Origin of the sequence: Nocardia farcinica, from assembly GCF_029867845.1 — a bacterium.
Classification (GTDB): domain Bacteria; phylum Actinomycetota; class Actinomycetes; order Mycobacteriales; family Mycobacteriaceae; genus Nocardia; species Nocardia farcinica_A.
Map to the genome: position 1 here is coordinate 1 of NZ_JARWRU010000538.1, position 7,834 is coordinate 7,834.

A 7,834-nucleotide genomic window follows, 5' to 3' on the forward strand; every position below is an offset into this window, starting at 1 on the left:
ACAAACCCCCCCGGGCGCCCCCCTCGCCCCCCACCCCCCCGCGTCGGGGGTAACCCCCCCCCCCCCATCAGGGGCCCCACCCTATCCGTCCGCAGGCCCCCCTTTTCGTCTGCCGATTTCAGCGCAGCGAAGGCTGGTAACGGTAGGAGTTGCTGCGCGAGAGCGCGAACTCGAAAATGCCCACCCCGGCCACCCCGTCCAGATCGAAGGCGCACAGCCGGTCGGTCAACGCCGAGTCCAGGGTGCGCGGCGAGATCGAGCCGTCCAGCGGGTAGCGGTCGGACTCGATGTGGTCGAGCCCGTGCGAGATCCCGTGGTGCCCACCGTATCCGGCGCCTGCCATGTAACCGCCGCCGACACCGGCGTCGGCGTGCATCAGATGCCTGCGCCCCGAGGCGGTACGCACTTCGACCTGTCCGCCGGTCAGGTCCAGACCGTCGGTGAACTCGAGCGCGTGCCGCACATCGATGATCGGGTCGAGGGTGCCGTCTTCTGCCATGATCGCCCCTTCGAGCAGCAGCCGCTCGTGTGTGCGGGTCTCGACGAGCAGGAAGCCGACGGCGAACTCCGGGAACTGCGCCTGATACCAGATGTGCAGGCCCTGACCGCCGGACATGGTCCGCACCCCGCGGGAACGATCCCGCTGCCCGTACCAGCCGTCCACCCGGGTGCCGACGCCGTCGATGGTGAGCGTGCCCTGGTACCGCCCGGATTGGAAGAGATGATCGAAGGCGGTGCGTTGCGTGGAAGCGTTGGTGACCGCGATCGTGCCGAACCAGGCGGGGGTCCGCGCGCGCCAGGTGAGATCGAACTCGACGTCGATCTCGTTGGGCGTTAGGCGCAGCCGCCACTCCCGGTTCGGTTCGACGACCTCCACCCGCAGCGGTCCGGCCCCGGCGCGGCCGCCGACGCCGAGCACCGTCGAGAACCGCAGGTTGCGCTGCTCGGCGCGGTCGGAGACGACGACGAACCCGTCGGAGGTGTCCTTGCCCGGGTAGATGCCGAAGCCGGTGATCAGCGATGGCGCCAACGCGTCGACGGGATGCAGGTTGAACATGAGCCGGTCGAAGAACCCATCGGGAAGGCCGGTTTCGTCCGGGCCGACCAGGGGGTCGTGGAAGGTTCCCGCCGCTTCTCGGGTGATCGCCATGAATGCTCCCTAAGTTTGTGGGTGTCTGGGGTCGGTGCCCTGGATGCCCAGGACGGTGGGGTGTGGCTGATGATTGCTTGCAGCTGTTGTGGCTCCCAAGGAATGGCCGCCCCGCCGTGCTGGACGCTCCGGCCTCTGATTGAGATCTGATGCGGTTCGTCGCTGGTTAGGGACCTGATGGCGGGGTTGTCCACGGGCTTGGTTTGGTTGAACGGAAGTGTGCGAGTGACTCTGCGCCAACGGGTCTGGGTCGGTATCGATATCGGCAAGGCTGGTCATCACGTGTGCGTGGTCGACGAGGCCGGCAAGGTGTGCTGGTCTGGCAAGCTCGGCAACGATCAGCGGGCGATCGAGGCGGTGATCGATCGTGCTCGCGAGACCGGTGTCGAGGTGCGGTGGGCGATCGATCTGACCAGTCCGCTGGCCGCGCTGCTGATCACGGTGTTGCTGAGTGCCGGTGAGTCGGTGGTCTATGTGCCTGGCCGCATGGTGGCCACCATGACCGGAATCTTCCGTGGTGAGGGCAAGACCGACGCCAAGGATGCCCGCGTCATCGCCGACACGGCTCGGATGCGCACCGACCTGCAACCGGTGACCGCGCCAGACGAGCTGATCGCCGAGCTGACCCAGCTGTCGAGCTATCGCACCGACCTGATGGGAGACTGGGTGCGCGGGGTCAACCAGCTGCGCGCCATGCTCGCCTCGATCTTTCCCGCCTTGGAGGCCGCGTTCGACTACTCGGCGCGCTCGCCACTGATCCTGGTCGCCGGATTGTGCACGCCAGCCGAGATCCGAGCTGCGGGAATCAACGGTGTTACAACGCATCTCACCGAAAACGGGGCTTGGCGTAAAGGTATCGACGCGATGGCCGCCCAAGCAGTGGCCGCCGCCAGGACCCAGGACATCGCCGTGCCAGGCGAGGCCACCACCGCCGCGCTGATCAAGCGGCTGGCTACCAAGCTGCTCGACCTGGATCGCGAGATCAAGGACCTCGACAAGCAGATCACCGCCCGCTTCCGCGAACACCCCCGGGCCGCGATCATCGAGTCGCTGCCCGGCATGGGCCCGCACCTGGGAACCGAGTTCCTCGTCGCTACCGGCGGCGACGCCCTGGCCGAGTTCACCACCCCGGGCCGGCCGGCGTCCTACGCAGGGCTCGTACCGGTGCCACGTGACTCCGGCCGGATCAGCGGCAACCTGCACCGGCCCAAACGCTACAACCGGCGGCTGCGGCGCGTGTTCTTCATGGCCGCCCTGTCCTCGATCAAGAACGAAGGACCCTCGCGAACGTTCTACCAGCGCAAACGAAATGAACGACTCATTCACACCCAGGCCCTCCTAGCTCTGACCTGCCGCTTGGTCGATGTGCTGTGGGCACTGCTGCGCGACAACCGACTCTTCGACACCAAGCCCCCGAGCGTCAACGGAGTCCCTGTCGCGGCTTGACATCGTCATTGAGATTCCTTGTTGTGGAATGCGCCCGCGGGGTTACCGGCGGACTGTGTCGGCCTCCGCGATACCCGCGCTGCGGCGGGCGTCGTCGAGGAAACGCCGGACCAGTCCGGGATCGGCGTAGTAGGGGTCACCGATGCCGTCGAGCACCCGGCGGCGGCTGTACTCGTAGAGCACGGCCAGCTTCCACAGCGCCAGCGTCGTGTACCAGGCGACGTTCGTGAGGTCGCGGCCGGTGCGGACGCTGTAGCGCTGCGCCAGTTCGTCTTTGGACGGATATCCGGGCTCGAGCATCGCGGCGCCGAGTTCGGCAGTGGGGTTCATCGGTCGCCCCGGCTCAGGAACCGTGGCGAGCAGATAGCCCACGTCCAGCAGTGGATCACCGATAGTGGCCAGTTCCCAGTCGAGAACGGCCGCGACGCGGCCGGGCGTGTCCGGAGCCAGCACGACATTGCCGATGCGGAAGTCGCAGTGCACCAGCGTCGCTCCCGACTCCGGTGGCGTATTCGCCACGAGCCAGGCATCGATATCGGCGAATTCCGCTGGCGGATCACCGTTGTCGTCGGCTACCAGCCGGCGCATCCGCTGCAGGTGCCTGGCATTGAAGCCCTCGGGTCGCCCCATGCGTTCCAGACCTGTGGCGCGCCAATCGACGGCATGCAACGCGGCGAGGGTGTCGACCAGGTCGTTGCCCACGGCCTGACGCTGTTCGGGTGTGTCCAGTGGTGCGGGAGTGCAGCTGGTGACCACCGGGCCACGCGCGAAACTCATTACATAGAACGGGACGTCGAGCACCTCGCCCTGCTCGGCGACGGCGAGCACCTCCGGCACCGGCACCGCTGTCGAGTGCAACGCGGTGAGCAGCTTCGCCTCGCGCAGCATGTCGTTCGCGCCGGGCGGAATCGGCGGCGGCGGCGGGCGGCGCACGATCACCTGCCGGATACCGTCACCGACGAGGAAGGTCAGATTGGAGTGGCCGTCGCCGATAGCCCTGGTGGTGATCGGGCCATCCAGGATTGCGCGGTCTGCGAGGAATCGCGCCAGATCGCCGCGCGTCTGCGAGGTCCAGTCCCAAGCCAACGCGGTCACCGGCCGGTGAACTCGGGCAGGCGCTTCTCCCTGAAGGCCGCCAGCGCTTCGGGCATGTCATCGGTCCGGGTCAGCAGCGCTTGGCCACGGTTCTCCAGCTCGAGTGCTGCCTCATAGGAACCGATCTCGGCATTGCGTTGGATGGCACGCTTGGACATCCGCACACCGCCGGGTGAATTCTTCGCGATCGTGCGGGCCATCGCCAGCGACTCGGTCAGCAACCGGTCGGCGGGGAACACATGATTGACCAGTCCGATGCGCAAGGCCTCCTCTGCCTCGACGATGCGGCCGGTGTAACCGATCTCGGCCGCCCGGGCCGGACCCACCAGCCGGGCGAGGTTGAACGAGGTGCCCAGCTCGCCGATGGACAGGCCGACCTTCACGAATGCGGCGCTCATCTTCAGCGTCGGCGCCGCCATGCGGATGTCGCACGCCAACGCCAGCGCCAGCCCACCGCCGGTGGCCGGGCCGTGGACGGCGGCGATCACGGGGAAGGGCAGATGCCGGATCGACTGGATGCCTCCGGTCGCGACCTCCTGGAACTTCAGGAATTCCCGCACCCCCATCTCGGTGATGACATGGATCTCGTCGAGGTCGAAGCCGGCGCAGAACGCACGCTCACCGGCCCCGGTGACGATCAGCGCGCGCAAACCGCTGTCGCGCAGTGCCCGGCCCGCCGCCAGATATTCGTGGAACATTCGCACCGTCTGGGAGTTCATGCGGTCCGGACGGTTGATCCGTAGTATCCCGATTCCCGGTTCGGCCTCCTCGAAGGTCAGCGTCTCGAGTGCGGGGAAATCGATGGTCATGTCGCAGCCTGTCTGCTGGTGTCGCGGGAGGTTTCAGTTGCCCTGGAACTGCGGAACACGCTTTTCCTTGAACGCGTTCAACGCCTCGGCCATATCCGGGCTGCGGGTGAGTAGCGCCTGTCCCCGGTTCTCGAGTTCGAGGGCGGTGGCATAGGAGCCGACCTCGAGGTTGGCCTGCAAGGCGCGCTTGGACAGCTGCACGCCACCGGGCGAATTCGCGACGATCTGCTCGGCCAGCGCCAGCGCCGCGGCGACCACATCGTCCTCGTGCACCGAATTGACGATGCCGAGCTCGCCCGCCTCCTGTGCCTCCACGATCCGTCCGGTGAAGCAGATCTCGCTGGTCTTGGCCGGGCCGATCAGCCGCGTCAGCAGCCAGGAGGTGCCGAGATCACCGGCGGACAGCCCGATGCGCACAAACGCCGCGTTGAACTTGGCCGCACGGCCTGCGAGTCTGATGTCCGCCGCGAGCGCCAGCGCGAGCCCACCCCCGGCGGCCGGCCCGTTCACTGCTGCGATGACCGGAACCCGCAGCGAACGGATCGCGCTCAGCGCACGGGCGGCGCGCTCCTGTTGGTCGAGCATGCCGAGCGCACCCAGATTAGGCAGGGCGTCGGCGTCGGCGAGGTCGTAGCCCGAGCAGAACGCCCGGCCCGCGCCGGTCAGCACCACGACGCGGCAGCTGTCTTCGGATTCCAGCCCCCAGGCGAGGCGCTCCAGTTCGACGAACATGGTGTTGGTCATCGCGTTGTAGCAGTCGGGCCGATTCAGCGTCACCACCACGATTCCCGGCCGCACTTCCTCCACGAGCAGCGTCTCGAATCCATCGTCCAGTGTCTTCACAACAGTCTCCTCTGCGATCAGCGGAAATCGGGGGTGCGCTTTTCGACGAAAGCGGTGATGCCCTCGGCCGCCTCCCCCTCCTCGAACAGTGACTGGATCTGCTCGACCTCATAACGGGCGCCCTCGGCCAGCGGAAGGTCACCGGCAGCGTCCACTGTGCGGATCACCGCCAGCTGCGCGGGCAGCGACGGGCCGAGCAACTCGGCAGCGAACTGCAGTGCGGCGTCGAGAACGTCGCCGTCGGTCAGCCGATCGGCCAATCCGATCCGATAGGCCTCCTCCGCGCCGACCTGGCGCGCTGTGAGCATGATGTCGAGCGCCCTACCCCGGCCGACCAGGCGAGGCAGGCGTTGGGTTCCGCCTGCGCCGGGGATGAGGCCGAGCTTGACCTCGGGCAGTCCGAACCGGGCGCCGGCGCCCGCCACGCGCAGGGTGGCCGCCATCGCCAGTTCCAGCCCGCCGCCGAGAGCGGCGCCGTCGACCGCGGCGACCGAGATCCAGGGCGCGGCCGCAAGCCGATCGTTGACTTGGCGCATGAGGTCGCCGTAAGCGGTGAACGCTGCCGCATCGATCGACGACAGATGTTTGATATCGGCACCGGCCGCGAAGTATTTCGGCAGCGCCGAGGCGATCACCATCACCTTGACATCTCCCGCCTTCTCCGCGGCGTCCATCGCGGCGTGCAGCCCCTCGAGCAGCGGCACACCCAGCGCATTGGCCGGTGGACGCTGCATCCGTACCACGGTGATTCCCGGTTGCACGGTCTCCCACGTGACCACCTCTGCGGCCCGGTCCGTCATGTCGCCCTCATCTCGCTGAATCCTCGCCGGTCGCCGGCCTTCCCTCCCTGCAAACTAGACTCGACCGAAGTTTGAGTCAACCATTAATTTGGTATGACCAAAAGTATAGTTGCATGTCAAGTCGCTTTCCTGGCCTACCACCTGATAGATTTAGGTAAGACCAAATGCAGAAAGCAGGTGGTAATGGTCGAGTCGCCCTCGCCTGGCATGACGGCGCGCCAGCCGGTCCGGTTGCAGCCGATGCAGGTACCCAAGGCATCCGACGTCCTCGCCAACGAACTGCGCGAGCGTATCCTGCGCGGCGAATTCCCCTCCGGCACCGCCCTGCCGCCGGAACGTGAACTGGTCGTACAGACCCAGATGAGCCGCACCACCGTCCGCGAGGCGCTGCGGATCCTCGAGGTACAGGGCCTCATCGTGATCAAGACCGGCCGCTCCGGTGGCGCCTTCGTGCAGCAGCCCGGCGGCGACTCCGTCGCCACCTCGGTCAGCTTGCTGATCCGCGGCCAGCAGTTGCGGCTGACCGCTCTGCTGGAGACCCGGGAGGCGATCGAGCCCGCCTGCGCCGGCCTGGCGGCCAAGTACCGCACCGAAGAGGATCTCGCGGCGCTCGATGCCGCCAATATCGCCATCGGAGATCTCACGCTGCCGCTCGAGGACTTCCTGCAGGCCAACGTGGAGTGGCACCTTGCGGTCGCGACCGCAAGCCACAACGAGCTGCTCACCGGATTCATGACCGCGCTGTCGAAGGCCATCTACAGCTCGACCGAGAACCAAGCGTTCGTCGACGACGACGTGCGCAAGACGACCTACCGGGCCCACAAGACGATCACCGACGCGATCAGGGCCGGCGATCCCGTCGCAGCGACGCGCCGGATGAACAAGCACGTGCACGGCTACGCCGAGGCCGTGGTCCAGGTCGAGCAACGCACCGAGATCGATCTCGGCGCCTCCTGAAGACCGACAGGACGGGCAGATGTGCCCGTCCCCCGGTCAGGCCTTAGCGGCCAAGTGCTGCCGCAGACCGGCGAGAATCGCGGTATTGGTGACCCGGGTCTGCGCGTCGGTCAGCCCCCATGGCGGCGCGATGAGGTCGAGGTGATCGAAGCCCGCCGGAATGCGGGCGAGCGCCGCGGGGAAATCGTCCGGTCGGCAGGCGATGGCGATGGTGTCGATCATCTCGTCGGTAACCGCGCCGATGAGTGCGTCGTGGTCGCGTTCGCGAGCCGCCTGCCGGATGCGCTGCTGATGCGCACTCCATCCATGCAGTTCGAACAGCCGGTCGTAGACGTGGGAGGCGGCGTACTGCCCGATGGCGTAAGCAGCTTGCCTGCGAGCGATATCGACGTCCTCATCGAGCGCGCACATGCGGATGCCCATCACCGTTACCGTGCCCGGGTCGCGCCCCGCGCGAGCAGCGCCCGCCGCGAGCTGCTCGGCCACCGGACCACCCACGTACTCCGCGGTGAACATCGGATGGCCGATCAACCCGTCGGCGTACTGCCCGGCAGTCCGAAGCATCAGCGGATTGACCCCGGCGATCCAGATCGGTATCTCCGGCCGCACCGGCTCGGGCACCTCGGCCGTCGGCACCACGTGCACCTGATAGAACCGGCCGTCGTGATGCACCGGCCCCTCGTGTAAGCGCCACAGCGCCTTGAGCACGGTCAGCAGTTCGGCCATCCGGGCCG

Annotated in this window: 8 protein-coding genes; 2 read left to right on the forward strand and 6 right to left on the reverse strand. The window is 67.2% G+C overall.

Going from position 1 to position 7,834, the window contains the following annotated elements:
* Nucleotides 1–118: 118 nt before the first annotated feature.
* Nucleotides 119–1,150 (reverse strand): DUF7064 domain-containing protein, encoded by a 1,032-nt coding sequence (locus QH283_RS11665; RefSeq protein WP_086845896.1) that lies wholly within the window; start codon nt 1,148–1,150, stop codon nt 119–121.
* Between the two features lie 225 nt (nt 1,151–1,375).
* Between QH283_RS11665 and QH283_RS11670 the strand changes: the two genes are divergently transcribed.
* Nucleotides 1,376–2,596, forward strand: coding sequence for an IS110 family transposase (locus QH283_RS11670; RefSeq protein WP_086845898.1), 1,221 nt, complete (start codon nt 1,376–1,378; stop codon nt 2,594–2,596).
* 42 nt (nt 2,597–2,638) lie between these two features.
* Here the strand turns inward: QH283_RS11670 and QH283_RS11675 are convergent, their stop codons facing one another.
* Genes QH283_RS11675 through QH283_RS11690 form a run of 4 tightly spaced genes read right to left on the reverse strand, consistent with a single transcriptional unit; the run spans nt 2,639 to nt 6,143 of the window.
* Nucleotides 2,639–3,682, reverse strand: a complete 1,044-nt coding sequence (locus QH283_RS11675) for a phosphotransferase family protein (RefSeq protein ID WP_086845962.1) — start codon at nt 3,680–3,682, stop codon at nt 2,639–2,641.
* Nucleotides 3,683–3,687: 5 nt separating this feature from the next.
* Entirely contained in the window at nt 3,688–4,500 is an 813-nt protein-coding gene (locus tag QH283_RS11680; protein WP_115410744.1) for an enoyl-CoA hydratase/isomerase family protein, read from the reverse strand.
* Nucleotides 4,501–4,533: 33 nt separating this feature from the next.
* The gene (locus tag QH283_RS11685; RefSeq protein ID WP_086845902.1) at nt 4,534–5,343 is read right to left on the reverse strand and encodes an enoyl-CoA hydratase/isomerase family protein; all 810 of its coding nucleotides are present in this window, start codon (nt 5,341–5,343) and stop codon (nt 4,534–4,536) included.
* Between the two features lie 17 nt (nt 5,344–5,360).
* A complete protein-coding gene (locus QH283_RS11690) occupies nt 5,361–6,143 on the reverse strand; it encodes an enoyl-CoA hydratase/isomerase family protein (protein ID WP_086845904.1) in 783 nt (260 codons plus the stop codon).
* Nucleotides 6,144–6,326: 183 nt separating this feature from the next.
* Between QH283_RS11690 and QH283_RS11695 the strand changes: the two genes are divergently transcribed.
* The gene (locus QH283_RS11695) at nt 6,327–7,100 is read left to right on the forward strand and encodes a FadR/GntR family transcriptional regulator (protein ID WP_432420712.1); all 774 of its coding nucleotides are present in this window, start codon (nt 6,327–6,329) and stop codon (nt 7,098–7,100) included.
* 36 nt (nt 7,101–7,136) lie between these two features.
* On the opposite strand, the gene QH283_RS11700 is transcribed toward QH283_RS11695, so the two are convergent.
* Nucleotides 7,137–7,834: LLM class flavin-dependent oxidoreductase (locus QH283_RS11700; RefSeq protein ID WP_280503028.1), on the reverse strand; the 698-nt coding region annotated here is incomplete at its 5' end.